This window comes from Paenibacillus sp. NPDC056579, from assembly GCF_042793215.1.
In the GTDB taxonomy this organism is placed as follows: domain Bacteria; phylum Bacillota; class Bacilli; order Paenibacillales; family NBRC-103111; genus Paenibacillus_S.
This window is the reverse complement of sequence record NZ_JBHTVD010000010.1, coordinates 32,433-58,254: the sequence shown is the minus strand read 5'-3', so window position 1 is coordinate 58,254 and position 25,822 is coordinate 32,433. Positions and strand designations below refer to the sequence as shown.

General features: G+C 52.9%; 19 protein-coding genes. 17 read left to right on the top strand and 2 right to left on the bottom strand.

Annotated elements, in window-relative coordinates:
• Positions 1–75: 75 nt before the first annotated feature.
• The 8 genes from ACFQ88_RS30135 (at position 76) to ACFQ88_RS30100 (ending at position 13,919) form a co-directional block, all read left to right on the top strand.
• The gene (locus tag ACFQ88_RS30135; RefSeq protein ID WP_379460143.1) at positions 76–1,449 is read left to right on the top strand and encodes an extracellular solute-binding protein; all 1,374 of its coding nucleotides are present in this window, start codon (positions 76–78) and stop codon (positions 1,447–1,449) included.
• A gap of 91 nt (positions 1,450–1,540) precedes the next feature.
• Positions 1,541–2,434 (top strand): carbohydrate ABC transporter permease, encoded by an 894-nt coding sequence (locus ACFQ88_RS30130; RefSeq protein ID WP_379460141.1) that lies wholly within the window; start codon positions 1,541–1,543, stop codon positions 2,432–2,434.
• Between the two features lie 20 nt (positions 2,435–2,454).
• Positions 2,455–3,300, top strand: a complete 846-nt coding sequence (locus ACFQ88_RS30125; RefSeq protein ID WP_379460139.1) for a carbohydrate ABC transporter permease — start codon at positions 2,455–2,457, stop codon at positions 3,298–3,300.
• Between the two features lie 123 nt (positions 3,301–3,423).
• On the top strand, positions 3,424–3,930 hold the full coding sequence (locus ACFQ88_RS30120) for a L,D-transpeptidase (protein ID WP_239634246.1): 507 nt from the start codon (positions 3,424–3,426) through the stop codon (positions 3,928–3,930).
• A gap of 518 nt (positions 3,931–4,448) precedes the next feature.
• Complete coding sequence (locus ACFQ88_RS30115; RefSeq protein WP_379460137.1) at positions 4,449–6,692, top strand: efflux RND transporter periplasmic adaptor subunit; 2,244 nt, start codon at positions 4,449–4,451, stop codon at positions 6,690–6,692.
• On the top strand, positions 6,689–9,835 hold the full coding sequence (locus ACFQ88_RS30110) for an efflux RND transporter permease subunit (RefSeq protein ID WP_239634248.1): 3,147 nt from the start codon (positions 6,689–6,691) through the stop codon (positions 9,833–9,835). The genes ACFQ88_RS30115 and ACFQ88_RS30110 overlap by 4 nt, the downstream gene beginning before the upstream one ends.
• A 49-nt stretch (positions 9,836–9,884) precedes the next feature.
• Positions 9,885–12,755: an RCC1 domain-containing protein gene (locus tag ACFQ88_RS30105; RefSeq protein ID WP_379460134.1), complete on the top strand. Its 2,871-nt coding sequence runs from the start codon at positions 9,885–9,887 to the stop codon at positions 12,753–12,755.
• 225 nt (positions 12,756–12,980) lie between these two features.
• Positions 12,981–13,919 (top strand): metallophosphoesterase family protein, encoded by a 939-nt coding sequence (locus tag ACFQ88_RS30100; RefSeq protein ID WP_379460132.1) that lies wholly within the window; start codon positions 12,981–12,983, stop codon positions 13,917–13,919.
• Positions 13,920–14,561: 642 nt separating this feature from the next.
• Here the strand turns inward: ACFQ88_RS30100 and ACFQ88_RS30095 are convergent.
• A complete protein-coding gene (locus ACFQ88_RS30095; protein ID WP_379460130.1) occupies positions 14,562–15,830 on the bottom strand; it encodes a glucuronate isomerase in 1,269 nt (422 codons plus the stop codon).
• A gap of 383 nt (positions 15,831–16,213) precedes the next feature.
• Positions 16,214–16,420: a DUF1657 domain-containing protein gene (locus ACFQ88_RS30090; RefSeq protein WP_379460128.1), complete on the bottom strand. Its 207-nt coding sequence runs from the start codon at positions 16,418–16,420 to the stop codon at positions 16,214–16,216.
• A gap of 177 nt (positions 16,421–16,597) precedes the next feature.
• Between ACFQ88_RS30090 and ACFQ88_RS30085 the strand changes: the two genes are divergently transcribed.
• The 9 genes from ACFQ88_RS30085 (at position 16,598) to ACFQ88_RS30045 (ending at position 25,809) form a co-directional block, all read left to right on the top strand.
• Complete coding sequence (locus tag ACFQ88_RS30085; protein WP_239634253.1) at positions 16,598–17,455, top strand: DUF421 domain-containing protein; 858 nt, start codon at positions 16,598–16,600, stop codon at positions 17,453–17,455.
• Between the two features lie 17 nt (positions 17,456–17,472).
• The gene (spoVAC, locus tag ACFQ88_RS30080) at positions 17,473–17,952 is read left to right on the top strand and encodes a stage V sporulation protein AC (protein ID WP_239634254.1); all 480 of its coding nucleotides are present in this window, start codon (positions 17,473–17,475) and stop codon (positions 17,950–17,952) included.
• Positions 17,953–17,958: 6 nt separating this feature from the next.
• The gene (gene spoVAD, locus ACFQ88_RS30075; RefSeq protein ID WP_239634255.1) at positions 17,959–18,972 is read left to right on the top strand and encodes a stage V sporulation protein AD; all 1,014 of its coding nucleotides are present in this window, start codon (positions 17,959–17,961) and stop codon (positions 18,970–18,972) included.
• Between the two features lie 9 nt (positions 18,973–18,981).
• Positions 18,982–19,332, top strand: a complete 351-nt coding sequence (spoVAE, locus tag ACFQ88_RS30070; RefSeq protein ID WP_239635360.1) for a stage V sporulation protein AE — start codon at positions 18,982–18,984, stop codon at positions 19,330–19,332.
• Positions 19,333–19,636: 304 nt separating this feature from the next.
• Positions 19,637–20,596: an AAA family ATPase gene (locus ACFQ88_RS30065; RefSeq protein ID WP_239634256.1), complete on the top strand. Its 960-nt coding sequence runs from the start codon at positions 19,637–19,639 to the stop codon at positions 20,594–20,596.
• A gap of 2 nt (positions 20,597–20,598) precedes the next feature.
• Positions 20,599–21,846, top strand: a complete 1,248-nt coding sequence (locus ACFQ88_RS30060; RefSeq protein ID WP_379460125.1) for a DUF58 domain-containing protein — start codon at positions 20,599–20,601, stop codon at positions 21,844–21,846.
• Positions 21,843–24,068: a transglutaminase TgpA family protein gene (locus ACFQ88_RS30055; protein ID WP_379460123.1), complete on the top strand. Its 2,226-nt coding sequence runs from the start codon at positions 21,843–21,845 to the stop codon at positions 24,066–24,068. The genes ACFQ88_RS30060 and ACFQ88_RS30055 overlap by 4 nt, the downstream gene beginning before the upstream one ends.
• 161 nt (positions 24,069–24,229) lie before the next feature.
• A complete protein-coding gene (locus ACFQ88_RS30050; RefSeq protein WP_379460121.1) occupies positions 24,230–25,090 on the top strand; it encodes a DUF421 domain-containing protein in 861 nt (286 codons plus the stop codon).
• A 125-nt stretch (positions 25,091–25,215) separates the two neighbouring features.
• On the top strand, positions 25,216–25,809 hold the full coding sequence (locus ACFQ88_RS30045) for a YitT family protein (RefSeq protein ID WP_345774054.1): 594 nt from the start codon (positions 25,216–25,218) through the stop codon (positions 25,807–25,809).
• Positions 25,810–25,822: the final 13 nt, after the last annotated feature.

The following is a 25,822-nucleotide window of genomic DNA, read 5'->3' as shown; positions in this document are numbered from 1 at the left end:
AACTATGCCCTTTTTTGCTTGTCCGATGGAAGGTTTCGTTGCACATTTACCAAGAAAAAGGGAGCGAAGACGTCCATGAAATGGAAAAAATGGTTGAACATCGCACTGGTTAGTACATTTGCTTTAACTGCCGCAGGCTGTGGAGCACCAGCATCACAACAGGGGAGCACGGATGCCAAATCGGGAGCGGATTCCAAGCCGGCACCAGCAGCAGCGACCGGAACAACCTCATCAACGGGCGGCAAATTGACCGGCGAGCTGGAGGTGCAATACTTCGTAGGCGGTTACGGCGATGCCTGGTGGAAAGAGATGATCGGCGAGTTTCAGAAAAAGTACCCCGATTTGAAAATCAAAGAGTCGGCCGGCGCCAAAATCAACGACCAGATGAAGCCGCGATGGATTCAGGGCAATCCTCCTGACTTTGTATACATTGACGGAGCCGGGGCTAATGCCAGGCAGATGGTCAAGGACGACCAGTTGCTGGACATCACGGACTGGGTGAAGGATGCCAAGAACGCCGACGGGGAAAAAATTCTCGATCTGCTGATTTCCAAGCCGGAAGAATACGTTGCAGGTAAAAATCATACGCTACCGCTCGTATTCGGTTCGTGGGGCACGTTCTACGACAAAGCCATGTTCACGAAAAATAACTGGGAGGAGCCTAAGGATTTCGCCGGGTTCCTTGCGGTCGCAGACAAAATCAAGGCTTCCGGCACCAGCCCTTATATTCATACGGGAGTATATCCTTACTACATCGCAGGAGGACTTCTGGACTCTGCAACGGTGTCCGCCAACAAGGACGACGCTTCAATTCTGAAAAAGGTAGCGGCTCTGGAGCCGGGTATTTTCAAAAGCGAGCCGGTTATGAAAGCGTTGGATAAAATCGTCCAGCTGAGAGATAAAGGATTCATCGATGCGGGCTCGGTATCCCTCAACCACACCGACTCCCAGTCGCTATGGCTGCAGCATAAGGCGGCGTTTATCCCGAACGGGCTGTGGCTGGAAAACGAAATGAAGAAGGACATTCCTCAAGGCTTCGATTTTGGTTTTGTTCCTTCCATCGCGCAGGATAAAGGCGGCAAATACGTAGCTATTCCTTACACAAGCACCATTGCCGTAGCCAAAAAGGCGAAAAACCCGGAAGCGGCCAAAGCGTTCATCCAATTCCTGTTCACCAAGCAGCACGCCGTTCGCTGGGCCGAACTCACCGGGGCATTGATGAATGTCAAAGCGGATCTGGAATCGTCCAAAGCAAGCAACGTCGTTAAATCGGCGATGAAATATTACAATTCGCCTAACACGGTAGTGGCTCCTGAGGTCGTACTGCCGGCGGATGTGGAGAAAGCGCGCAACGACGCCATCGTTGCACTGACGACAGGCAAGATCACTCCTGCGGAATGGGCGGATCGTATGGAGAAGGCGGCTGAAAAAGCCCGCGGCAGCAAGTAATCATTATTGCCCCACAACATGGTGAAGGCAGGGAGCGGAAGCTTCGCTGCCTTCCCATCCGCTTAATCCGAAGAAAAGGCGGGTTCAACCCATGAGCGCCAATATGAAACGGCTAATGTTCATCGTGTCTTTTATCGTTCCGACGTTCCTTCTGTTCTGCTTGTTTACGGTCTATCCGATCTTAAAAGGGATTTATATCAGTTTGTTCGATTGGTCCGGAAGCTCCGAGCATATGGACTTCATAGGCTTGCAAAATTTCCGCGAAATGATTAGCGATCCGGTAATCCGCACGGCGATCTACAACGACTATTTCCTTGTATTTTGGAAAGTAATCGGCATTATGCTGCTGGCAACGTTGTTTGCCGTAGCATTAACCCGCTTTCATATGAAGAAAGCCGCGTTTTTCCGCGTCGTCTTTTTCTTCCCGAATGTCATTTCCGTTGTCGTCATCGGGGTGCTATGGCGTTACGTTTACAACCCTAATTTGGGGTTCTTGAATTCATTCCTCTCTTTATTCACTGACGAACCGGTCAAGACGCCATGGCTTGGAGACGAAAAGCTGGCGATGTGGTCCTTGCTTCCGCCGTCCATTTGGGCCGGCATCGGCTTTTATATGATCTTGCTTATTGCGGCCATATTAAGCATCTCCGATTCGCTGTACGAAGCGGCTGAAATCGACGGCGCAACGCAATGGAAGCAGTTCTGGCAAATTACGCTTCCGCTCATTTGGGAGCAGATGAAGGTGTCCATTTTGTCGATCGTTATGACCACCCTGAACGGTTCCTTCATTATTGTTACGATTATGACGGAGGGCGGGCCGGACAACGCCACGCAGGTTATGGGCTCCTATTTGTACCAAATGGGATTCAAGCAATTCCATATGGGTTATGCCGCCGCAATCGGCGTGCTCATACTGGTCTTATCTCTCATCACTACAGTGGCATTGCAGCGATTAATGAAGCGGGAAGTCATTGAAATTTCTTAAGAGAAAGGGGAGGGGGCATCATGAAAACCGGTATAGCCAATCCGTTTCTGGGCTTTTGCATAAGACTTCTATTGCTGCTCTGGACCCTGTGCGTGCTGTATCCGCTGGTTTGGACGGTTCTCGGGGCGGTTAAGGACAATGCGCAGTTTATGCAGGGAAAGCCTTGGGATCTCCCGCAGATACCCTTATTATGGTCCAACTATTCTTATGTATGGGATAAATATCATATCGGAGGCTATTTTCTGAACTCGTTGACCGTAACGGTTGTCAGCACAGCGCTGGCGGCGTTATTGTCCGCTACGACGGCTTATGTTTTGGCTCGATTTACTTTCAGAGGCAGCGGTCTGCTCTATACGATCTACATCGCATCCATGATGATTCCGATGATCTTAGGGTTAATTCCTCTGTTCTTTCTATTAAATGATATGCATTTGATCAACAGCCATTTCGGGCTGAGCCTAGTTTACGGAATCGGGGCCTTGCCGTTCGGAGTGTTCGTGCTGGTCGGCTTTTTCAAGTCGCTGCCCAAAGAAATGGAAGAAGCCGCATCGATGGACGGAGCAAGCCATTACCGGACTTTTTTTCAAATTATGCTCCCGCTCGCGCGTCCCGGTATTGTTTCGGTCAGTATCATGAACGTACTGAATATATGGAATGAATATATTATGGGGACGGTGTTCCTGAACGATCCATCCAAGTATACCCTGCCTGTAGGCATCGCGATTATGCAGGGGGAGATGCAATACCGTACGGAGTGGGGGCCTTTGTTCGCGGCGCTGCTTATCTCGATGGTTCCGGTGCTGTTGTTTTATGTGCTCTTTCAAAAGCAAATTGCAGGGGGAATTACAGCCGGCGCGGTAAAATGACATTGTACATCTATAGTGAAGAAGCGGGACATGAGTCCCGTTTTTCCTTTCAACCCGTTCATACATAAATAAACCGGGGAGGAGAACAATAAAGCTGCATATTAGGCAAAGGATGAGATCTCATTGAAACGTGTATCGTTTGCTGTTCTTTTGGCGATTTGTGTTCTCTTTAGCGGTTTTGGACCGCTGTTTACCGTATTGGCCGCTCCGGACAATCCCCCTATCGAAGCTTTGCAGGAAGAAGGGGTATACATCGTAATAAATAAGCGGAGCAACTCCCTTATCGTGTACGTCAACGGACGGGCCCAGTATTATTTTCCCGTAGCTACCGGAAGAAGAAAGGATTTGACCCCGGTAGGCGAGTTTCAGATCGTAACGAAAATCGTCAAGCCCTTTTATGTCAGAAAACAAATTGCCGGCGGTCATCCCAAAAATCCGCTGGGAAGCCGTTGGCTTGGGTTGAGCGTTCCCGGGACAGGCGGATATACGTACGGGATTCATGGGACGAATCGCCCGTACTCGATAGGCAGTCATGCCTCATCAGGATGCGTTCGAATGCACAACAAGGATATCGAATGGCTGCACCGTCACATCCCGATCGGGACAAAAGTAATAATTCGTGAAAACTGATGTATAGAAAAAAGCAATGCGGACATAATACATTTAGCGGTGAAAAGAGAGGTGTGGTTCCGTTGAACGATTCAACGAAACAAACCGGGAATATTGTGGTAGACTCCAGATAGAAGCGAGGGGATGTGCCAAAGACACATTAATGTAGTACACGTACTGCAATAAGTGAACGAGGTAGTCGCTAGCTTTTGGAAGGTTTCGAGGCAAGTCCAAAAATCAATTCACCGCGAAAGGGATCCCGAAAGGGGTCCTTTTTCTCATTCGGGGCTCCCTGCAAAGTATCTGATTGCCTTCGAAGCCAAAGCTCCACTTTGTGGGGCTATTTTGTTTGCTGCCAAGAGGCAAAAATACCAAATTTTTTACACTTTTTTCACATTTACGTCATAGTTTTATCATGAATATGCGCTAAGTTGGTGATAAGATGGTGCATCGTTTCTCGGGAGCCTGGGTTCGTTGGCCACAGTGCCGCGGCATTTCCCGATTAAGGAAGATGGACAAGTATACATGGAGGTATGGGAATGATCAGGTGGATCCAAAACGTATCCAAAAAGTGGGTGGTTGCTGCGATTGCGGTGATTGCGATCGTTGCCGTCGTAGGAACCATGTTCATGAACGGGGCAGCGCCGAAGCAAGGACAGTCGGCGGCACCGAACGCGCAGCAAAGGGGAGGCCCGAGACAGTTTCCGGTAGAAACGCAAATCGTGAAGAAATCGGATGTGGGCGGAGGACAAGTGTTCACCGGATCGGTGACGCCGCTGTATACGACCAACATCTCGTCCAGAGTGGCCGGCAGAGTGGTGGAGCTCATGGTGAAGCCGGGGGATCGGGTCAAAGCGGGCGACGCGCTGGCCAAGATCGACACGACGCAGCTGCAGCAGCAAATTGCGCAGTCCCAGAGCGCCCTCGCGGTCAGCGAAGCTCAGCTTCAACGGACGACGAACGATCGGGCGAACAGCGAGGCGACAGCGGAAAAGCAGCTGGCTGTGCAGCGGGCGAATCTGGAAAAAGCGATAGCCGATCAGCAAAATGCCGTTACGTCGGCGAAGCAGCAGGTCGCGATTTCGCAGGCGAGCTACAACAGGGCGCTTAACGATCAGCAAAACTCGATTGCTTCGGCGAAGCAGCAGGTAGCGATTTCGCAGCAAAACTTGAATAACGCCATTACTACATATAATACGAATCTTACGAATGCTCAAAATACATTAAACGCTCAGCAGGACAGTATCCAAACGTCGCAGGTCAATTCCAGCAACTCGTTGGAGACGCTTCAATTAAAGCTCCAGCAGGCGATTATCAACTATCAGAATGTCAAGGAAGCGAGCGGCAACAAGCCGACGGATGTAGAGAATGCTTTGCAAAAATTGCAGCAGGCACAGCTGGATCTCGACCAGGCGCAGCAGACGACGCCAAGCTCGCTAGTATCAGCGACAAGTGCATTGTTGAAAGCGCAGTCAGATCTGGTTGCAGCCCAAAACTCGCAAACCGTTCAAATCTCACAAGAGCAATTGACACGGGATTCTATAACTCTTGCCAATGCGCAGAACACGCTGTCGGTCATTATGGATTCCCAAGAGCAGTCGCTGCAAAAAGATCAGCTCGCTCTGGCTAATGCGGTCTCGAACCAGCAGCTTAGCCTTAATGTGTCGAAAGCACAAGTCGCTCAATCGGAGCAGGCCTACCAAACGTCGCAATCGACGGACAGCGTAGCCGTGAGCCAAGCCCAATTCGAGCAAGCGCAGACGAATCTGAAGGTGTTGACCGAGCAGCTGCAGGACGGCGTGCTGCTGTCGCCGGTAGACGGCGTTGTCACCACAATCAATACGCCGATCGGACAAAATGCGGGGAACAACGGCAATATCGTCTCGGTAGCTGCGCTGAATCCGACCCAGGTTACAGTGAATATCCCCGAATCGGGCATCGGTAAAATTAAAGTCGGAATGGAAATGAAAGTCAACGTTCCGACGTTGAACAAAACGTTCGATGGGACGGTAGCGGCCATCCGCCCTACATTGGATGCGGTAACGAAGGCTTATGGAGTCGATATTCGCGTCAACGATCCGAAGAGTGAGCTGCTGCCCGGCATGTTCGCAACGTCCAGCCTGAAGAGCGAGGGGCGCCAGGCGATCATGGTTCCGGCGGATGCCGTGCTCAGCCAGCCGAACGGTACGGCTGCTTTCGTCGTGAAGGACGGCAAGGCGAAGAAAGTAACGGTCAAAATCGGCACGATGACCAGCTCGCTCTTCGAAGTGACGAGCGGCTTGGCCGAAGGGGACGAGCTCGTCGTCAAAGGACAGGAGCTGCTGTCCGACAAAGCGGCGGTACAGATCGTACAGCCGGGACAAGACGGCGCCCAAAAGCCGCAGGGACAGCAAGGGGCTCCGGCAGGCGGCCAGCGACCGCAGGGACAACAAGGCCAGCAAGGGCAGCAACAAGGGCAGGGACAGCAAGGCCAGCAAGGTCAGCGTCCTGCAAGCGGCGGCGCAGCGCCCGCACAGGGCGAGAAAGCGACGACGCAGCCGGCTCAAGGGGAGAAGCCTGCCCAAAGCGATAAGCCTGCTCAAGGCGACAAGCCGCAGGATAAGGCTGAGAAGAAGAACGAGAAGGATCAAACCGAAAAAGCCGAAAAAGCCGAAAAATCGGATAAATCGCAGGATGCCAAAGCAAAGCCGCAGGAGGGGCAGGGCCAGCAGCCGCAAGGCAACCGTCCGGCTAACCAAGGCGGCGGCGCCAACGGCCAAGCGGGAGCAGGTGGAGGACAGTGAACTTAGCGAATTTCTCCGTCAACCGTCCTGTCACGATCTTGATGATCATGATAGCGATAACGATTCTCGGCTCCATAGCGGCTCCGCTGCTTCCGGTCGATCTGTATCCGAACATGGAAATACCGACCGCATCGGTATCCGTCAGCTGGTCCGGCGCATCTCCGGGGCAAGTCGAGAATCAGGTGACCAAACGGGTCGAGGCGTCAATGGCCACGTTAGCCAACGTCACGTCGGTGACCTCCGTCTCACGAACGGGAAGCAGTAACGTCACGGTCCAGTTTAACTTCGGGACCGATATCAGTGAAGCGACGCTGGCGATGCGTGACCGGCTGGACCGCGTGCGCAGGCAGCTTCCGACCGACGCAGAGGCGCCCGTCGTATCGAAGGCGGACCCGAACAGCCAGCCGATCATGAGCTTGTCGCTGTACGGCAATGACGTTGACCTGATTACGCTACGTGATCTGGCGGACAACATTGTCAGCCCCGCCGTTCAGCGCGTCGAGGGCGTGGCGTCTGTCGGCGTTACCGGCGGCCGGGTAAGGCAAATTCAGCTGTTGGTCGATCAGAACAAGCTGACTCAATACGGCATCACATTCAACCAGGTTACCCAGGCATTGGGCAACGACAACCAGTCTATGGATGCCGGTCTCGTCTACAAGGGCGAGCAGCTGGTACCGCTTCGCATAAGCGGCGAGTTCAAATCGGCGACGGAAATATCGAAGGTCAGAGTTCAGCTGGCAAGAGGCCAGACGGTCGAGATCGGAGAACTCGGACAAATTATCGATACATACCAGGACGTAACGTTCGAGTCCCGGCGTAACGGTGAGCAGAGCGTTGGTTTGTCGGTGCAAAAGCAGTCCGACGGCAATACCGTCGCAGTTGCGGACAACATCCGTGAAGCGATGGAGGACATTCAGAGCAAGCTCCCTGAAGGAGTGAAGCTCGCCATTCTTAACGATTCGTCCAAATTTATCAAAAGCTCCATTAATACGGTTATTGAACATACATTGCTCGGTGCGGTCTTCTCGATTATTATTCTGATGCTGTTCCTGAACAGTATCCGCGCGACGTTGATCATCGGGGTCGTTATCCCGATTTCCGTTATCGGAACGTTCAGCATGATGTATTTCTCCAACCAGACGATCAATACGATTACGCTAGGCGGCTTGGCGCTCGGTCTGGGCTCGCTTGTCGACTTTGCAGTCGTCGTGCTGGAGAGCATTTACCGGAAGAAAGAAGAGGGGCTGTCGCCGATCGAAGCAGCCAAGCAGGGTACTACCGAGGTAGGGACCGCCGTATTGGCGTCCGCACTCGCGCAAATCGCCGTATTTGCACCGACCCTGTTTATTGACGGCATGATCAAAAACTTCTTCGTGCCGATGGCGCTCACGGTCAGCTTCTCCCATATCGCGGCGTTGTTCGCGGCTATTACGCTCGTTCCGATGCTGGCAGCCAAAATACTGACCAAGCATCACGATGAATCGCTTCCTGAGGGGCGCTCATACAATCCTGCCGTATGGTTCGGCCGCGGAATGAACCGTTTCACGCAGAGCTATGTCCGTTTGCTCCGCTGGTCGCTCGGCCATCGCTGGATCATCATCCTGATTACGGTCGGCATGCTGGGAGGCAGCGTCTATTTGGCCAAATTCGTCGGGCAGGAAATGATGCCACGATCCGATGAAGGCCAATTGAACATTAACATCAGCCTGGCGCAAGGCACCAAATTTGAAATTACGAACGCACTTGCGACCAAAGTGGAAGATTTGATCAAAGACATTCCGGATATCGACACGATCTTTACGACAGTCGGCAGCGCAGGAGGCGGCGCTTTCCAGAGCGCGTCCACCAACTCGGCCAACATAAGCGTTACGCTTAAGCCGTTGGATGAGCGGCAGCTGAAGACGGAGCAGGTCGTCGAGCAAATCCGTAACCTGACGCAAGGCAACCCGGGTGCGCAAATTTCGGTCAACAGCCGTTCGTCCGTAAGACTGCCGGGTTTGGGCGGCGGAGGAGGCGGAGCCGACATTACCGTCAATCTGAACGGTCCGGACATGCAGGTGTTGAGCAAGCTCGGCGATATGGTAGCTGAAGAGCTGCGCACGCTTCCGACGCTGCGCAACGTACAAAATACGCTGGAGCGGAGTATCCCGGCTTACGATTTGACGGTCGATCGCGATGCAGCAGCCTACTACGGCATATCCGTGCGGGAAGTAATGACGGCGGTGCGGACAGCCTACCAAGGCTCCGTTGCCACTAACTTCAAAACCGGGGATGCGCAAATTTCCGTTCTCGTCAAATATCCGAAGGAATTTACCAATAACCTGGAAAACCTGAATCAGGTCGTGCTGAATACGAATTCCGGCGCGCAAATTCCATTGAGCGCCATTGCCAAAGTAGCTCCGGGTTCGAGTCCGGTGCAAATCCGGCATACGAACCAGCAGCGGTTGACCACCGTTCAGGCTGCCATTACCGGCGCGGCGCAGGGCGAGGTGGAGAAGCAGGTTCAGGAGCGTCTTGATACGATCCAGGCTCCGGACGGCTATTCCATTTCGCTCGGATCGAAGGCGGAGTCCAACGATACGTTTAAAAGCTTGTACATCATGCTGGGCCTATCCGTTGTACTCGTATATATGGTTATGGCCAGCCAATTCGAATCACTGTACGGGCCGTTCATTATCATGTTCTCGCTTCCGCCTACGTTCATCGGCGCGATTCTCGGTTTGTACTTGACGAACCGGACGATCAACATGAACTCGGTCATGGGGATGATCATGCTGATGGGGGTCGTCGTGAATAACGCGATCGTACTGATCGACTACACGAACCAGCTGCGCAAGCGGGGCTATACGCTGTCCGAGGCATTGCTGGAGGCGGGGAAAATCAGGCTGCGGCCGATATTGATGACTACGGCAACGACGGTATTGGCGATGCTTCCTCTCGTCATCGGCTTCGGGGAAGGAGCGGAGGCGCAAGCTTCCATGGCTACGGTAGTGGCCTTCGGTCTAACCTTGTCCACCATGGTCACGCTCCTGCTGGTTCCTGTCGTCTACACGCTGATGGATGGCATGATGGAGGCGATCCGTTCCAAATGGAAGCGCCCAACCCCTCCAGCCCTGTCTGCCGATCATGACTCGAACCTGTAATTTGACAGGGTGCTTATAAATGGAACGTACATTGGAGGAGAGAAAGAACATGATTCGAAACCTTCGTAACAATACGCGATCCCGTATCGTATCGTGCGTGATGGCAGCCGCACTGGCGGTGTCCGGATTGCTTGGAGCCGGCTCCGCCAAGGCGGAGGAGACGCCCTCGGAGGCGTCCTCCTCTCCGGCTTCATCGGTGCCGAGCGCAATTCCTTCCCTTGGCATAGTGCAAATAACGGGCGGGCTAAGCCATACGGTTGCTTTGAAAAGCGACGGCTCGGTATGGACGTGGGGAGACGGCTTCCACGGAAAGCTCGGGACCGGACCCAACGTGAACCGTTACACCCCATCACGGGTGAAGGAGCTGTTCGATGTGACGGCGATTGCCGCCGGGATGAATCATACATTGGCATTGCGCAAGGACGGCACCGTATGGTCCTGGGGCCAAAATACAAAAGGCCAGCTGGGTGACGGAACAAGGGAAGACCGCACGGCTCCCTACGAAATTCCCTACTTGAGCAATGTTGTAGCGATAGCGGCAGGCAACAACCATTCTATGGCGCTAAAAAGCGACGGAACGATCGTCACCTGGGGAGATAATTCCAAAGGCCAGCTTGGTGACGGAACGTTCGAGGACAAGCTGGAGCCACGTCAGCTTTCTTATCCGAGAGATGTGAAGGCGATAGCGGCGGGTGGCAACCATTCGCTGGCGCTGCTCGACGATCAATTCGTCGCTGCCTGGGGAGACAATGCGTACGGCCAGCTGGGCGATGCCGTCACGCAGGAGAAAGCGAATACGCCGACGCGGGTCAACTTTACGAATGAAACCAAAGCCATCGCAGCCGGAGGCAATTTCTCCGCAGCCTTGAAGGACAATGGCGAGGTATGGACCTGGGGCTACAATTCATCGGGCCAGCTAGGCAACGGGGGTGGCTTTAAAGACCGGAATTTTGCGGCGAGAGCTACCGGAGTGAACGATGCCGTCAGCATAGCGGCCGGCAATTCGCATATTATTGTTCTGCACAAGGACGGGACCGTCAGCGGCTGGGGTTTGAACAATTACGGCCAGCTGGGCACGGGGGATCTCAAGGAAGCCATTGTGAACACGAATATTGACAGCTTGAAACAAATCGCTGTTATTGGAACAGGTTTGTTCCATTCCATGGCAGTGAAGCCGGACGGAACGGTTTACGCTTGGGGCAACAGTACCTTGGGGCAATTGGGAGACGGGGAAGCCAAGAACCGGATTATTCCATCTGTCGTTCCAAGGTTCAGCTTGCTGGTAGCGCCGCCGGACATGTCAGTAGACGGCAAATACAGCTACACGAATACACTCGTACCCAAAGCGCTTGCGGCGGGAGACAGCTATACGATGGTTTGGAAGGCCGGCTCACTGTGGACGTGGGGCGAGAACGTTTATGGCCAACTGGGTCGAGACGGAATTATGGGTAAAAACAAACCCGGCGCAATGAATGGTATTACCGATGCGGCGTCTGTAGCAAGCGGCAGCGGTCATGCGGCGGTGCTTCACCCGGATGGCACCCTATCCGGCTGGGGGCTGAATTTGGGCGGGCAGCTGGGCGAGGAGCCGTCCATTGGACGCAAGACGCCTCAGGCACTACTGGGCGGATGGAAAGATATGACCGCGGTTGCGGCGGGCAACGCCTTCACTATAGCGCTCAGGAAGGACGGAACTGTCTGGGCTTTGGGCGACAACGCCTTCGGCCAGCAAGGCGACGGGACGATGGACCGTCACACCAGCCCCGTGCAAATACCTGGATTAATGCGCATCAAAGCGATTGCGGCCGGGTATAACCATGCATTGGCACTGGCCGACGATGGCACGGTCTGGTCGTGGGGCGACAACAGCAACGGCCAGCTGGGCGACGGATCGACGATGCTGAAGCGGTCCGCTCAGCAAATCGTCGGTCTGGAGGGCATCATTGCCATCGCCGCCGGCAAAAACCATTCCATCGCCCTTAAATCCGACGGTACCGTATGGACCTGGGGCTATAACGGTTACGGTCAGCTGGGCGATGAATCGACGACGAACCACTCGTATCCGGGCCGGGTGGCGGGGATCTCCAACGTGACCGCCATTGCCGGCGGCGCGTTCCATACGCTCGCCGTGCGTTCCGACGGCACGGTATGGGGTTGGGGCTATAACGCCTTCGGCCAGCTAGGCGATAACACCACCGAGAACCGGAAGCGCCCGGTTCAGGCCATAGGCATCCGCGGCGCAACGCAGATCGCCGCGGGGAGCAGCCATTCCGCCGCGATGTCGGCGGATGGTACCGTGTGGACATGGGGCGGCAACATGTCCGGCCAGCTGGGCGACGGTACGTTCAAGAACCGTACCGTGCCCGCGGCGGTGACCGGCTTCGTTCGCTCGATGAGCGATACGGCCGGTCACTGGGCGGAGGAGACGATCGCCTCCGCCTTGGAGAAGGGCTATGCCGACGGATACCCTGACGGCAGGTTCCAGCCCGACGGCACGGTGACTCGTGCCGAATTCGCCAAGCTGGCGGCATCCGCCGTCAAGCTGACGATTCCTGCCGCCGAAGCGGGGCAGGAATGGTACGCGCCGTACGCCGCCGCTTTGGCTAATGCAGGCTATTACGGGCCGGAGGATACCGGAGCGGCGTGGAACGAGCCGATTACCCGCGGCGAGATCGCGGCCATCGCCGTTCGCGCTGCAGACAAAGAGCTGCAGAAGCCGAACACGGTCATGACGAAGGAGTACGCGATGCAGACCGCCGTGCAAAAAGGCATTCTGCAAGGGCTGGACAACGGCCGTCTCGCACCGGAGGAAACGACAACCCGCGCCCAAGCGGTCACGATAATCGAACGGATGCTGACACTGCTCGGCGGCGGAAAGCTGCCGGTAGACGAGGCGGCGCTCCGTCTGGCTGCATCCTGATGGAGCTGCCCGTTCAGAAGAAGCAAAGGACTTGAAGCCTTTGCTTCTTCTTTTTTTCATCTGAGCAGTAAGAAACACAGAAAGTAACGATTGACAGAATAAGCGCCTAGGCATAAAATAAACAAAAAACAACAACAAACATCAATAATCAACATCGAGTAAGGTAAAGGAAACCTTCCTTTTTTATGGACTCATGAAGGTAATTTAATGAGGGGGACGATGACAGTGAAGCAACATTTGACATTCCGTGAAGACGGTACTTTTACCATTGTGCAATTTACCGATGTGCATATGAAAGCGGGAGGAGAAGCTGATGATCGGACGCTGGCTCTTATGAGCGCCGTACTGGAGCAAGAAAAGCCCGATCTTATTGTCTTTACGGGCGATGTTATCGAAGCGAACCGGTGCGACGATCCGCTGCATCGGTTTCATTTGGCCGCTTCCGTTGTCGAAACCAGCGGGACTCCTTGGGCTGTTGTATTCGGCAATCACGATACGGAAGCGAAGATTACGAGACGTCAGCTGATGGAGCAAGCCTGCAGTTACTCGCATTGCCTCGCGGAGCCGGGTCCTGAGGCGCTGAACGGTGAGGGGAATTACGTGCTTTCCGTGAAGGATAGCAGCGGCCGGACAGCGACGGCGTTGTACTTTTTCGACTCCGGCAGCGTGTCGACGATACCTCACGTGAAAGGGTACGGCTGGATTCAAAAAGATCAAATTGCATGGTACGAGGAGCAATCCCGCGGATTAACGGCAAGCAACGGCGGTGTGCCGCTGCCAGCCTTGGCATTCTTTCATATCCCGCTGCCGGAATACGCCGAGGTATGGAATCGCGAAGTATGCTACGGGAATCAGTTCGAAAAGGTGTGCTGCCCGATGCTTAACACCGGCTTATTCGCTTCCATGGTCGAAATGGGTGATGTGATGGGCACGTTCGCCGGGCACGACCATGCCAACGACTACTGGGGAGCCCTGCACGGGATTCGTCTATGCTACGGTAGAGCGACCGGCTACAATACGTACGGACGCGAAGGCTTCCCTCGCGGGGCGAGAATGATCCGCTTGCGTTCCGGCGAGCGGCAATTCGATACGTGGCTCCGGCTCGATGACGGATCGCTAGTGCTGAACCAGCAGGAGCATCAGCCCGAAACGGTTGCGAAATAATCATTTTTGATCATTGATTTTGGCATTTGCAGTTATAATGTGAATCACATATAAACGAATGGTAAGCTTTACCTTAAAATCGTCCGGATGTCGGGTAACCTGAGTGAGACTTCCAATGTCCTTACAGATTTTCCGAAATTTATGGGTTCTCGACCAGCTTGGGACGTCCCATTATCATGCGGGCTTTCCAGTTTGCTGGCATAGCCTATTATTTTTATTGTTTAGGAATACTAGAACGGGCCTCTGACGAGGATTGTAAAATTGCTTGCGGACCGTAGATCCGTTATTTTACCAAAAACGGTACTTTTTATATAGTGATCGGACCTTAGATCCGTTATTTCATCAAAATCAGCTATTTTCTCATGAAAAATTAGCAAATAGCGGATCCTATGTCCGATCGCCCTTCAACAGATGCATAAATTTAAGGAATAGCGGATTCGGTGTCCGATAGGCTGGCTGCTCTCGAGTTGGTGGGCAGCCGCTGTTGTTTTCAGAAAACGCATGTTAGCGTAATTTTCTGAAAACAAAGCCGGACGCTTAAGAAAGGAAAACTGCATCATAAGCAGCAGTCCCCTTTAGCATTTCAACCCGCTTCCTTCAAAAACAAAGGCGACCTTTATGATAAGGTCGCCTTCTTCTTGATTATCGGGTTAACGCAGGATCAGGTTTACCAAGGAACTTCCAGAACGTACCGCCGAGCAGGTCTTCCACGTCGCGGCGGATTTCTTCTTCCTCCAGACGCCAGCCGGCATCCAGCAAGTCGCTGTATTTATCGCACAGCACCTTCGCAATAATGCCTCGGGAATGATCCCATTTATACAGCAATTGATCGAGGATGCGGCAATCAGAATGCTGCGGAATGATGCTTCCGCCCAGCAGCTCCAGACGCATGCGTGTAATTTCTTCGATAAGGCTTGGGTTATTCAGGAACCACCAGCAGCCGAATACAAGCAGGTTGCGGTTTTTACGCGCCGTAACGGCAAGCTCGTGCTGATTTTCCCGTGACAGCATCGTTACGAGGAATTTCACGTCCTGGTATTTGCTGACGATGCGCTCAACGGCTCCGATATCGCTCTTGCCAAGACTGTCGCCTGCATCCTTAAGTGACGGATTGACTTTGCGCTTGACACCGATCATCATGGAGAACGGAATACCTGCTTCGCGGGCTACCGGTACGATACATTCGTCGATAATTTTGACGCGCACAGAATCTTCCGGATAAGCAAAATCGTTAGGCAGGGAAACGGCCATATAAAGCGGGTTCATGCGGCCGATCCAATCCTTCAGGAAACGGCGGATTTCCGCCAGCGTTTCGCCGGACAAATCCTGCTTCACCTCATAGCCTTGCTCTACCAGCTTGCTCCAGCTTGTATCCCACAAGTTCAACAGCGGATCGATGCGCAGCGCAGCAAGGAAACGGGAGTCGGTGCTGCCTCCTTCGGCCCATTTGGAACGCTCGTAAGCATCGAACGGATCGTTAGTCATCACGACCGTCTTGACTTTGGCCAGCTCAAGAATGCGGTCGATGTAGTCCGAAGCGCTGACCGAACGGAAATATTCGCGGTATGAATTCAGATCGCGGCTCGACAGATCGAAGCCAAGACGGTTCAATACCGTAACGACACCGCGGCAAGCCTCGCTGTATGGAGAGTGCTCGATGAACAGCGTTTGCCAGATCAGATCGGCCTGCTCCTGCTTGCTCATGGCCCAGAACGATTCATAGGACAGGTCGGTGCGGAAACGGAATGTTTCGGCAATGAGATAATGGTACGTAAGCAGCTCATCTACACCCCACAAAAGCAGGTCGCCGAACGATTCGGCAAATAAGTGCGTATGTATGTCGGTGACTTGAGTGTTTTTCACTGTTTCTTGTACGAAGGATAAGAGCTGCTCTTTACTTTGAATCGCCATGAATGAGGTAGCCTCCCGCAAAATAAGTTTATGTTAACGTGAACAATGATCTTATTATATCATTATTTTCGAAATAGGCATATACACATTCCAAGTGTTTTCGCCCGGCATACTTTATTAGGAGCTTTAAGGAAGTAAAATGTGTTTGTGGATTGGAGCCGACATGTATGAATAATAAAACGCCCCTCGTGATCATTCTCGTGCTCTTCATCTTGCTGGTCCTGCTGCTTATTGCCTTTTTGTAGACGCTTATGGATAAACGGTCTTGTGCCTTAGGAGCACAAGGCTGTTTTTATGAAAGTTGCGGTTTTCTGCGGCAATAAAAAGCCTTGCACATCACGCGAGGATATGCAAGGCTGGGGCTTCTAAAGCTCATTAGAAAATTAGAAGCCCTTGTATTGAGGCTCTTCATTTTCCAGCTGTTGTACGCGGCCGCTAATTTGATCCACAACGGATTGGGTCGTCTTAGCCGCTTGCTCAAACATTTGCTTTGCCTCTTGATTTTGCGTGCTTAGAGCAAAGGTTTCCAAGCTTGCTTGAGCGCTTTTCAACGAAGCAAGCGTTGTTTTTACGTTAGATGCAACTGTCATTGTTTTCACCTCCCTTACAAGTCCTATACTAATGTGTGCAGGGTCAAAACATATGATTACTGGAATAAGTTGGGGGCCAGCTGGAAAAAAGTGAACGGCTCGACCTTTTATAACGATCCCGCCGGTGGTAAATAATTTACTTGTGAAACATTTCGTTATCGGAAAGGAGAGGACGGAATGGACTGGCCTCATATAGTGCTCCGATCGCTCAGCGCTATCGCGATGCTCTATATATTGACGAGAATTTTAGGAAAAAAGCAAATTTCCCAGCTTACTTTTTTTGAGTATATTACCGGGATTACGCTGGGCGAGCTTGCAGGCTTCATTTCCACCGACGTTGAGGCTCATTACGCTCACGGCATCGCCGCGTTGCTTACCTGGTTTCTGGTGCCATTGACCATTGAACTGATTACATTAAAAAGCATTAAGCTTAGGCATCTGTTAGAGGGTAAAGGAACCGTGATGATTCAGGAAGGCAAGGTAATGGGAAAAAACCTGAAGAAGGAGCGGTACACCATTAACGAGCTGCTCGAGCAGCTGCGTACAAAAAATGTGTTCAACGTGGCCGATGTGGAATTTGCCGTTCTGGAGCCGAGCGGGGATTTAAGCGTGCTGCTGAAAAAAGAAAATCAGCCTCTCACAGCCAAGGACATCGGGCTTCAGGTCCGGCACGAGAAGGAGCCGCAAGCCGTTATTCTAGACGGTCGTATTATGAATGAATCGCTGGCGATCGCTGGCTTCAGCCGCGAATGGTTACATACCGAATTGGAGAAACTAGGGGTTACTTCCGACAATGTATTTTTAGGGCAGGTCGATTCATACGGTTCTTTATATGTCGATTTGTATGACGATAAGCTGCAGGTGCCGCAAAATAACGAGAGACAGCTGCTGATGGCGAATTTGAAAAAATGCGAGGCCGATCTGGTCTTGTACAGCCTGTCCACCGAGAGTAAAGAGGCCAGAGTCATGTACGAGAACGCCGCCGCCCAAATTCGGTCGGAAATAGAGAAGCTCGCACCAATGTTGAAAAGTTAACGGAAGGGATGGTCTCGATGGCTACAAAGGCAAAGCAAAAGCAAAAACTCACTTGGACACAGCAGGAATATCAAGCTTTGGCCAAGGCAAAGGAACCGCCAAGACCGGTTTTTAAAAATTGCGTTCGCGCATTTCTAGTCGGCGGGTTGATCTGTGTCATCGGACAAGCCTTTAGCGAGATGTTCATTCGCTATTTCGGATTTACGGAACGGACTGCGGGCAATCCTACCGTGGCCGTAATGATTTTTATTTCCGTCGTCCTTACTTGCTTTGGGGTGTACGACAAAATCGCGCAGTGGGCCGGTGCCGGCTCGGCCGTGCCTGTAACAGGATTTGCCAACTCGATGTGTTCTGCCGCCCTGGAGCACAAAAGCGAGGGCATTGTCCTCGGGGTAGGAGCCAATATGTTCAAGCTGGCGGGCTCCGTCATTGTATTCGGGACTGTCGCCGCTTTTGTCATCGGGATTATTCATCTTATCTTTGGGATGGGGAGGTAATCTGGCATGCTGCAGGGACATCAAAGCTGGATTTTTCGCGAAAAGCCGGTGATTCAGTCTACGGCGACCGTCGTAGGGCCGGATGAAAGCGAAGGGCCGCTGGTCAACGACTTTGATATTGTGCACGGTGATCTGACGCTGGGACAGGACAGCTGGGAGAAGGCGGAGCGGGCATTGATGGAGGAAGCGGGCAAGCTGGCGGTGGAGAATGCGGGCTTGACCAAAGAGCAAGTGCAGTTCTATGTCGGCGGCGACTTGATGAATCAAATCATAAGCAACACCTTCGCGGCAAGAACCTGGTCTATTCCTTACATCGGCATCTTCGGCGCCTGCTCGACGTCCATGGAAGGGCTCGCCCTGGCCTCGCTGATCATCGATTCCGGCTCCGCCAAATATGCGATGACCGGTACTTGCAGCCATAACTGCACCTCGGAGAAGCAGTTCCGCTATCCGACCGAATACGGCTCGCAGAAGCCGCCGACGGCCCAATATACCGTAACCGGAGCAGGAGCGGCCGTGCTGGCCCGCAAAGGGGACGGTCCCGTTGTTACCGGTGCGACGATAGGCAAAGTGACGGATATGGGGATCAAGGATCCTTTCAACATGGGAGCCGCCATGGCTCCGGCTGCCGTGGATACGATTCAAGCCCACTTCCGCGATTTCAAGCGGGAGCCCGGATATTACGATCTGATCGTCACCGGTGACTTAGCTAAGGTGGGATACGATATCGCCTGCGAGCTGTTCGAAAAGCATAAGGTGCCGATGAACCAAACGACCTATAAGGATTGCGGCATGATGGTCTATGATATTGAAAACCAAGCGGTCATGGCCGGAGGAAGCGGCTGCGGGTGCTCCGCCGTCGTGACGTACGGGCATATTATGAAAAAGCTTCGCAAAGGCGAGCTGAAGCGGGTGTTGGTTGTAGCGACCGGTGCGCTGCTGTCCCCGCTATCGTTTCAGCAGGGAGAGAATATCCCTTGTATCGCTCATGCCGTAGCAATAGAAAGCGGGGCGCAGTAAATTATGTTCATGCAGTTTGTATGGGCTTTTGTCATTGGAGGAGCTATTTGCGTCATTGGTCAGCTGCTGATGGACGTTGCGAAGCTGACGCCGGCTCACACGATGAGCACGCTCGTCGTAGCGGGTGCGGTGCTGGACGGAGTCGGTTTGTACGAGCCGTTCATCGATTTCGCTGGGGCTGGGGCTACGGTCCCGATTACGAGCTTCGGCAATTCGCTTGTTCATGGGGCGATGGCAGAGCTGAAGCAGAACGGAGCGATAGGGATCATTACGGGTATTTTCGAAGTGACGAGTGCCGGTATATCCGCCGCGATTATTTTCTCTTTCCTGGCTGCGCTAGTGTGTAGACCGAGAGGTTAAATTTGAAAAAATAAGCAACTTATCCAGGGTTACATGCGTAATAATAGTAAGAGCGCTCGCTTGACGCTTCAAGGATTTTTCCTTGGGGCGTTTTCTTTATTTCGGATGCTTGAAAGTGGTTCTGAAAGGAAGCAGGAGCGCGGAATGGAGGGACAAGCTGGCGAAAAGGTGCCAAAATGTGTAATTATACAAACAATTTTAGCATTATTGCATGTATACGGCTTTTTTTGAATCTTGTAAAATAGAATTAGGGCTTTTGCCGTATATCTATGTTCACCCACATATCATAAGGAGGATCAGGATCATGGAGCCTATCGTAAAAGAAGATATACAAATTGTTAAGCGCATACAAGCAAATTTGGAATCTTGCATCCTCGGCAAATCGGAAGAGATTATGCTGTTGCTGACAGCCATGCTGGCGGGAGGACACGTCCTGCTGGAAGATGTTCCCGGAACCGGGAAAACCGTATTGATCAAGTCATTGGCCAAGTCGATTCGAGGACAGTTTCGCCGGATCCAGTGCAATCCTGATTTACTCCCTACGGATATTACGGGAGTTTCCATATATCATCCCAAGGACGAAGTATTTATTTTCCGTCCAGGCCCTATTATGACACATATATTGCTTGCCGACGAAATTAACCGCGCTACGACCAAAACGCAATCCGCTCTGCTCGAAGCGATGGAAGAACGCCATATTACGGTGGACGGGGAGACGCATGAGCTTCCGCATCCATTCCTGCTGCTGGCGACGCAAAATCCGATCGATTTTGAAGGCACCTACATGCTTCCCGAGGCTCAGCTTGACCGTTTCATGATGAAATTCAGCCTTGGCTACCCGGATGAAGCGACCGAGACCAAGATGATCCTCTCCCAAAGCGTCGTGCATCCGATCGAGCTGCTGCAGCCTGTGGCGGATGTGGAGCAAATCGGCGCCATCCAGCAGCGCGTCAAGCAAGTGCATATGGACGATGCGGTGGCAGGGTATCTCGTTGCCATCACCCGCTTGACCCGCGAGCATCCGGCGATTTTCCTCGGAGCAAGTCCGCGCGCTACGCTGGCGCTTGTTCAGGCGGCCAAAGCTTACGCGCTGATCCAGGAGAGGGATTACGTCATCCCGGATGACATAAAGGTTCTTGCGCCGTTCGTCCTGGGCCACCGCATTCTGCTTCATGCTGAAGCGAGAATGGACGGGGCTACGGTACAGTCCGTGCTGCAATCGGTGTTCCAGCAGGTTAGAGTGCCTATCCGATTGGAGAAATGACTATGATGAGGGAAACTTTCGTGCAGAAATGGACCGAACGACAGCGGGCAAGCAAGCAATTTTGGGCTGTTCTGGCGAGCTTCCTCGGGAGTTTGTGCTTCCTCCTGTTTCAAGGCGGCAAGCTGGCATTGATGCTTTTTGTCATTATGAGCATTTTAAGTATATATTTGCTGCTCGGCCAATGGAGCGGCATCAAGCGCACCCAAGGGGCGCGTACGCTATATAATGTTGATCACGGCGGCACTTTGGAGGCCGGGAGCTCCCTAGGCATAGCGATTCAGCTGCAAATACCGGGCTTTTGGCCCATGCCCTATATTTTCGTGAAAGACCGGCTGTATCATAAGAACGGAAGCGAGCTCGTCTTCGAAGCGACTATCGTTCCCGATTGGCGCCGGAGAGGGGAGTGGGAGTACCGGACACCCGCTCTGAGAAGAGGCTCGTATTCGTTTGGTACGACCGAATGCGTGACGGAGGATATATTCGGCTTGTTCGAGCATAGCGGCTCGCTGGATTTGCCGCACAGCATTGTCGTTCTGCCGCAAACGATTCAAATCCGGGAGTGGCAGCAGTTCCATCAGATGATGAAAGGTACGAACCATCACTCGACCACGACGCGGGCGGTCCGTGAGACCACCCAAATCAACGGGGTTCGCGAATATATTTACGGCGACAGGCTATCCCGGATTCACTGGAACGCTACGGCGAAGACGGGAACGTGGAAGTCGAAGGAATTCGAACGGGAATCGCTTCCCAAAACGTATCTTGTGCTTGACCGGGAGCGGAAGGCTTACCCCGATCCGGAGCTGTTCGAGCTGGCGGTATCCGTAGCCGCTTCGTTGTTTCAGTACGGTCACAGCCGGGCGCTTGCGCTCGGATTGCTGTCCACCGGAGCCGATGACACCTATTTCGAGCCGAAGCTTGGCCAAAACCAGCAAAAGACGGTTCAGCAGCATTTTATCCAGGTAGAGCCCGACGGTGCATATTCGCTGCGGCAGGTGCTCCGCGAGAAGGTGCAGACTTTGGTTCCCGGCAGCTTTATCGCCATCATTTCTCCGATTCATGGCGAGCCGATGCTGCAAATTATTAGCTGGCTGAAGCAGCTGCAGCTGAACCCTTGCCACCTGTGGCTTTGCACGGACACGGACGCCAAGGAGCGCTGGATCAAGCAGCTGCGTTCCTCCGGCATTACCGGCTACGCGATATCGTCCCTGCATGAGCTGCCTGTCGTGTTGGGAGGTCGAAGCGGATGAGTACAGCCATTTCTACGGTACGGCGGGTGTTTTTGAGCAATTGGCCGCACCGCTTGAGCGTATTGCTGGTCGGTCTGTTCCTGCTTCAATTCGTGCTATGGTTTACGAAGGAAGATCATTTGTGGCTTCCGGAGACGGTTTTGATCGTTGAGCTTTGTTTACTTGCCACTTTTATCGTGGAGCATTTTCCAAGAGTTCATTGGCTTGCAAGATGCTTGCTCCAGCTGCTGCTGGTGGTTGTCATCAACGTGCAGGTGCTTGAGCATTTCGAGGCTATCGAGGAGATGGAGCTGAAGAGCTTCTTCTCATCCCAATTGTTTCTGAACTTATATCAATTAACGCCTTACCTGTGGTTCGGCCTGGCTGCATGGGCCGCATATTTAACCGTCATTTGGTGGGTTGAAGTCAAATGGCGCGTCTATGTGCTAATGATTGTCAGCGTAATCGCCATGTGCGTAAGGGATTCCTTTTCCAGCATTTATTTGTGGCCGCAAGTGGCCATGGCGGTCTGCTGCGGATTGTTTCTGCTCATCCTGAGCCATTTTCAGCAGCTGCGCAAAAACGATCCGACGGCCTGGAGCTATATGGCCGACTACCCGGCCTCCATTGCCGTTCCGGTCATCTCCTTGATTAGCCTCACGGTGCTAGTCGGCTCGTTCATGCCGGAGGTAGGTCCGCTTGTAACGGACCCGTATACCGCCTGGAGAACGTACCGTGGTGAAGCCGTGAATTTCACAACGGGCAAAGGCGTCGAGGTTGCGACGGCCGCCGGCGATACGTCGTCCGGTTACAGCCGCAGCGACGCGGCGCTAGGCAGCGGATTTCAGTTCGATTTCACACCGGTCATGACGGTGGATACGTCCCACCGCAGCTATTGGAGGGGCGAAACCCGCGCCCTTTATACCGGAAGAGGGTGGGACAGCTCGGAATCCGACCGGAGAGCGTCGCTATCCAGCGTAAGGCCGGATACGGTTCTGGCTGAGGACCAGCGCAGTGCCGGAAGCAAAATGAAGACCATCGAAGTGAAGCAGACGGTCAACATTTTGTCCGAAGATAAGTATCCCGTATTGTTCGGAGCTTACGATATCGAGAAAATTGTCGATATTAACGGCGAACGCGCCGGATTCGAGCCGCTGCGGTGGGCCGCTTCGCAGTCGGAGCTGCGTGTAAGTCCGCAGTCCAGTCTGCCTTATCCGAAGGCGTATACGCTCATATCGCAAATGCCGATCATCGATGAAGAAGGGCTGCGGACGGCTCCGGATGCAGTCAGTCGCGGGGACATGAACGAGTTTCTGCAGCTTCCAGAGCAATTGCCGGGCCGGGTTCGCCAGCTGGCGGCCGAGATCACCAAAAGCGCGGCCAATCCTTACGATAAGGCGAAAGCCATCGAGAAATATTTGCGCGAGAATTACCCTTACACGAACAAACCCGATTTAACGAAGGGACGGAGCCGCGATTTCGTAGACCGGTTCCTGTTTGAAATCAAGGAAGGATACTGCGACTACTATTCGTCCGCAATGGCGGTGTTGTCCAGATCCGTCGGCTTGCCGACGCGATGGGTCAAGGGCTATGCCTCCGGACAATCGGTGACGATGGATGAAATGTTCGGAATGTTCGGCGATCAGGAGCTGGTGGATCCGGATGCGGGCGGCGTCTACACGGTCCGCAACGCCGATGCCCATTCTTGGGTAGAGGTGTATTTCAGCGGCTGGGGCTGGGTGCCGTTCGAGCCTACTTCCGGCTTTGCATTGCCTCGTGCCGTACAAGTGGAGGAGCTGTCGCTGGAAACCTCGACCGTTCCTGAAGCAGCACCGGCCGTTCCGGAAGAAACGGGTATGGCGCGTCATGGTCGAACCGCAGCTATCGCTGCTGCGTTCGCTGTGGCTGCCGCGGCAGTAGCATTTGCCGTGTGGAAGCTTCAACTGATCGAGCTGCTTCAGGAGAAGCTGGAGCGCCGCCGCGCTTCGCTGCTGAAGCAGAAGGTCATTATCGAATGCGAGCGATTGCTCCGCATCTGCCGCCGCAACGGCTATACCCGCCACGAGCATGAGACGATGCGCGAGACGGTTCGCAGATGGTCGCAGGAGAGCAAATGGATGAGAGCCGATCTGGAGCACATATTAACCGTGTTCGAGAAGGCTAAGTACAGTAAAGAGGAAATAACCGAAGAAGACTGGCAAAGCACCGCTTCCATTGTGGAAAAGCTGCGTTCCCAGTTTTAAACGGGAAAGAGGTACACGTTATCGCCGTGTATCTCTTTTTTTCATGGTAATCCTGTATCCTGCGGGTGTGGTAAAAGATGTCGTTCATATAGCCATTTGGTTCTACAAATAATTTAGATAAGAAGGAAGTTCAAGCCTGAGAATGCGGAGGGACCTGAAACATGCCTGATTGGATACAGGTTGCAATAAGAACCTTGTTGGCGGTTGCCGTTTTATTCATGATGACCAAGCTCCTTGGGAAACGGCAAGTATCCCAGCTGTCGTTATTCGAGTACATCACCGGAATTACCATCGGCAGCTTGGCGGGCTACATATCGCTGGATATGGAAGCGGAGTGGCATCTTGGCGTAGTGGCGTTGCTCGTCTGGGTAGCGGTCTCTCTGTTAATCGAGTTTCTGCAGATCAAGAGCAAGCGGATGAGGGATTTTATTGACGGCACACCTACCATACTCATTAAGGATGGCAAGCTGCTCGAAGATAATTTGAAGAAAGAAAGGCTTACCACGGATGAGCTGTTAGGAGTCTTACGACAAAAAAACGTGTTTAGGGTCGCCGACGTCGAATTTGCGATCATGGAACCGAGCGGCGATGTGAATGTGCTTCTAACCCGCGAGAATCAGCCGTTGACGCCTAAGCATCTGGGTGTTAAGGTTGCCCCCGAGCAGGAGACGCAGACGGTCATTATGGACGGCAAAAGGCTGGACGAGCCGCTGGCTACGATCGGACTCAGTCCCGGATGGCTGCATACGGAGCTGGAGAAGATCGGGGTGACGGTCGAGAACGTCTTCTTAGGTCAGGTTGACTCCTACGGACAGCTCTATGTCGATTTGTACGACGATATGCTGCAGGTGGCCGCGCCGCAGCAAAAAGCGGCGCTGCTTGCAACTATGAAGAAATGTGAGGCGGATATCGAAATGTTCAGCTTGAGCACCGACAATCCGGAAGCGAAAAGCATGTACGAGCAATGCTCGAAACAGCTCGACGCGGTCATTCAGGAGCTCAAGCCGCTGTTGACCCGCTAGATCAGCCACTCAGATTGGAACTGCCATCTCTTTCGTTAAAGGGGTGGTTTTTTTGCGTAATACTGGAAATTTCTTGGACTTGCAGCATATATATATAGACATGCTGTAGTAGGAGCTGATTCGCTTTGATACCACTCCCCCGGAAAATAGCTGCGATCCTTATCGGGAGCCTGTTGATTTCCATAGGCATTAATTTTTATTTGATTCCGTTTATCGTCTTGGATGGAGGGGTCATCGGAATCGCTCTTATCATCAGCTATTTGTATGAACTGAAGGTAGGACTCGTGATGATATTGGCGAGTATTCCGATATTTCTGATCGCCTGGTTCCGGTACAGAGCTTTATTTTACAATAGCCTGCACGGCATGCTGGTCTCATCGTTTTTCGTTGATTTATTGGAACCGTACCAATATCATTTTCTATATTACATTGAGCTGTCACCTATCAGCAGCTCCATAATCGGCGGACTCTTTATCGGGAGCGGTATCGGGATTATGCTTCGGTATGAGACGAGCACGGGCGGAACCGATTTGCTGGCGGTCTTTATCTCAAGATGGATTCGTGTTAATGTAGGCGTCATCATTTTTGTTATCGACGGCATTATCATATCTCTCGGCGGGCTGCTGCTTTCTGCGGAAACGATGGTCTTGTCCCTGCTGACGATAACAGCCGGGGGGCTCGCCACGAGCCTGTTCACCTTGCATACCCGGCATTCTTAGGCCGTGCTTCCCT

Excerpts from the sequence above, each read along its gene's own strand:
- ACFQ88_RS30135 (WP_379460143.1), top strand. The coding sequence starts at position 76 with ATGAAATGGAAAAAATGGTTGAACATCGCACTGGTTAGTACATTTGCT.
- ACFQ88_RS30130 (WP_379460141.1), top strand. The coding sequence starts at position 1,541 with ATGAGCGCCAATATGAAACGGCTAATGTTCATCGTGTCTTTTATCGTT.
- ACFQ88_RS30125 (WP_379460139.1), top strand. The coding sequence starts at position 2,455 with ATGAAAACCGGTATAGCCAATCCGTTTCTGGGCTTTTGCATAAGACTT.
- ACFQ88_RS30115 (WP_379460137.1), top strand. The coding sequence starts at position 4,449 with ATGATCAGGTGGATCCAAAACGTATCCAAAAAGTGGGTGGTTGCTGCG.
- ACFQ88_RS30105 (WP_379460134.1), top strand. The coding sequence starts at position 9,885 with ATGATTCGAAACCTTCGTAACAATACGCGATCCCGTATCGTATCGTGC.
- ACFQ88_RS30095 (WP_379460130.1), bottom strand. The coding sequence starts at position 15,830 with ATGGCGATTCAAAGTAAAGAGCAGCTCTTATCCTTCGTACAAGAAACA.
- ACFQ88_RS30090 (WP_379460128.1), bottom strand. The coding sequence starts at position 16,420 with ATGACAGTTGCATCTAACGTAAAAACAACGCTTGCTTCGTTGAAAAGC.
- ACFQ88_RS30085 (WP_239634253.1), top strand. The coding sequence starts at position 16,598 with ATGGACTGGCCTCATATAGTGCTCCGATCGCTCAGCGCTATCGCGATG.
- spoVAC (WP_239634254.1), top strand. The coding sequence starts at position 17,473 with ATGGCTACAAAGGCAAAGCAAAAGCAAAAACTCACTTGGACACAGCAG.
- spoVAD (WP_239634255.1), top strand. The coding sequence starts at position 17,959 with ATGCTGCAGGGACATCAAAGCTGGATTTTTCGCGAAAAGCCGGTGATT.
- spoVAE (WP_239635360.1), top strand. The coding sequence starts at position 18,982 with ATGCAGTTTGTATGGGCTTTTGTCATTGGAGGAGCTATTTGCGTCATT.
- ACFQ88_RS30065 (WP_239634256.1), top strand. The coding sequence starts at position 19,637 with ATGGAGCCTATCGTAAAAGAAGATATACAAATTGTTAAGCGCATACAA.
- ACFQ88_RS30060 (WP_379460125.1), top strand. The coding sequence starts at position 20,599 with ATGATGAGGGAAACTTTCGTGCAGAAATGGACCGAACGACAGCGGGCA.
- ACFQ88_RS30055 (WP_379460123.1), top strand. The coding sequence starts at position 21,843 with ATGAGTACAGCCATTTCTACGGTACGGCGGGTGTTTTTGAGCAATTGG.
- ACFQ88_RS30050 (WP_379460121.1), top strand. The coding sequence starts at position 24,230 with ATGCCTGATTGGATACAGGTTGCAATAAGAACCTTGTTGGCGGTTGCC.